The sequence below is a fragment of the Myroides sp. LoEW2-1 genome (assembly GCF_009767705.1).
Taxonomy (GTDB): domain Bacteria; phylum Bacteroidota; class Bacteroidia; order Flavobacteriales; family Flavobacteriaceae; genus Flavobacterium; species Flavobacterium album_A.
Map to the genome: position 1 here is coordinate 1 of NZ_WSPP01000245.1, position 1,346 is coordinate 1,346.

General features: G+C 32.7%; 1 protein-coding gene. It reads right to left on the reverse strand.

From position 1 onward, the window contains the following. Nucleotides 1–77: 77 nt before the first annotated feature. Nucleotides 78–1,247 (reverse strand): IS4 family transposase, encoded by a 1,170-nt coding sequence (locus GOQ24_RS13010; RefSeq protein WP_160339887.1) that lies wholly within the window; start codon nt 1,245–1,247, stop codon nt 78–80. Nucleotides 1,248–1,346: the final 99 nt, after the last annotated feature.

Sequence of the window (1,346 nt, forward strand, 5' to 3'; positions counted from 1 at the left end):
CAATAGCGTCCTAAATAAATTTAGTACATAGAATATCCTCCCACTTTAGTAGGATACGAGTATATATATGATGATTTTTAAAACAGAACCCCCTGTTGTAATTTAGGAGGTGGTTTTTCTACTTCATTTAGCGGATTATCGAGCCATAATTTCAGCTGAATCTTCACAAAGAGATTTAATCTTATAAAAGCGACTAAATTGGATAAATGCCACTTGAATTTAGACTGTGCTCGCAATGCTTTTAGTATTAAAATGGTAATTAACGCCGTCCAAATTTGTATCATCACAGCGTTTTCAGATGTTCCTATAAAAGATTTGATATGCAGTAACTGCTTTAAATCTCTAAAGAATATTTCTACCATCCATCTACTTTTATACAATTCACTTATAGTATTTGCAGTCCAATTAAATTGATTGGTAATGAGTTCAATGACCTGATTATTTTGCTCATCCCACACTGCTACACGCCTTAATTTTTTCGGATATATCTGCTTTGACCTTGTATTAGTTAAGCTAATTAACTCATCTTTTAAGATGTTTTGATGTCTGTTCTCTGGAAGCTCTAATTCCTTAATAGTTTCAAATTTCAAATTGTCTTTATGTCTAATCACAAAGAATACTTGTTTGCTGTCCCAAACATTTAAAAGGCTAAAATCATTGTAGAATCGATCAGCAACTATAACACTGCCTTTGAGTAATGGGATATCATAAGCTCCTTTATTATCAGCCGTTTTACCATTTGTAATATTAATATAGGCTGGTAAATTCCCATCAAAATCAAGGAGTGTATGCATTTTAACAGCACCTTTATTGGTCTTGTATTTTGCCCAATCAAAGATGCTCAAACACAGAGATATGGTTGTGGAGTCTAATAACAGGATTTTTGACTTGATTCGGAACTTCACCTGCTTAAACTTGGGATGCTGTCCTAAACTTTCGAGCAAAGTAAAATAGTACTCTTTAAAGAGCTCATGGGATCTTTTTTTATTCTGATAACTGATTGATGATTTAGATGGGGCTATAGTTAAACCTAAATGATTTAAGTTTCCAGTAGCAGAGCGAAGGCCATTACTAATATCACGAACAGATTTACTACGGGCAAAATGGCAAAATAGCATAGATACTAAATGACTCCAACTATCAAAACCCTTGTTGTGTTTATCTGTTTGCCTTTCCTTTACTATTTTCTTAAACTTTGAACGATCTAGTTTTTGGATTATTTGAGAAAATAAAGTTACATTTGTCATAGAGAGAGTGTTTTTTGGTGTGCAACTCAAAGATAATTTGAGATCCTTAATTTACTCTCTTTTTTTGTACCTTTTTTTTAAACGTTTAGGACGTTATTG